The following is a 526-nucleotide window of genomic DNA, read 5'->3' on the forward strand; positions in this document are numbered from 1 at the left end:
CATTACACTCACGCCCGGAACCCTCACCATCGATATCAAAGGCGATCACATTCTTGTGCATTGGGTGGATTGCGCGCCCGGCACAGACCTGGACACGGCAACGGCTGAAATCGTCGGGCAACAAGTGTGTCTTCGGCCTCGTGATAGATTTTGGGACATCCCAGTCCCCAAAATCGACTCGGCCTTTGACAACCTATTCGTGCCCCAGCCGTCCTGGTCACCAAGCACTACACAACAACTTCGCAAGCTCGTTGCTGCTCCGTACTTGTCTCCCAATGACTGGACGCCGCGTTCGAATGCCTACTTTGCTTCCCCTCTGGCGCTATGCGCACGACGGGTAAGCAGTGCGGCCTCGCGGCTACTGGGGTCTACCAGCCTTCGCTTCGCTCTCCATGGCTGGCAGCGTTCGAATCTCATCTGCTGGAATTCCTCTATTGAACCTGAATATCGCAGAGTACCTGGCTCTTGGCCTGATGGGTGCTGCCCTGCTGCTGAGCCTGTACCGCCTGCTGCGGGGGCCTTCTGC

Annotated in this window: 1 protein-coding gene; it reads left to right on the top strand. The window is 57.8% G+C overall.

Annotation, left to right across the window (positions count from 1 at the left end; all coding sequences use genetic code 11):
- Window positions 1–140 precede the first annotated feature (140 nt).
- Entirely contained in the window at window positions 141–341 is a 201-nt protein-coding gene (locus ACOCD2_RS25875) for a hypothetical protein (RefSeq protein ID WP_293885335.1), read from the top strand.
- Window positions 342–526 lie beyond the last annotated feature (185 nt).

The organism is Thiolapillus sp. (genome assembly GCF_048562965.1).
In the GTDB taxonomy this organism is placed as follows: Bacteria; Pseudomonadota; Gammaproteobacteria; order Chromatiales; family Chromatiaceae; genus Thiolapillus; species Thiolapillus brandeum_A.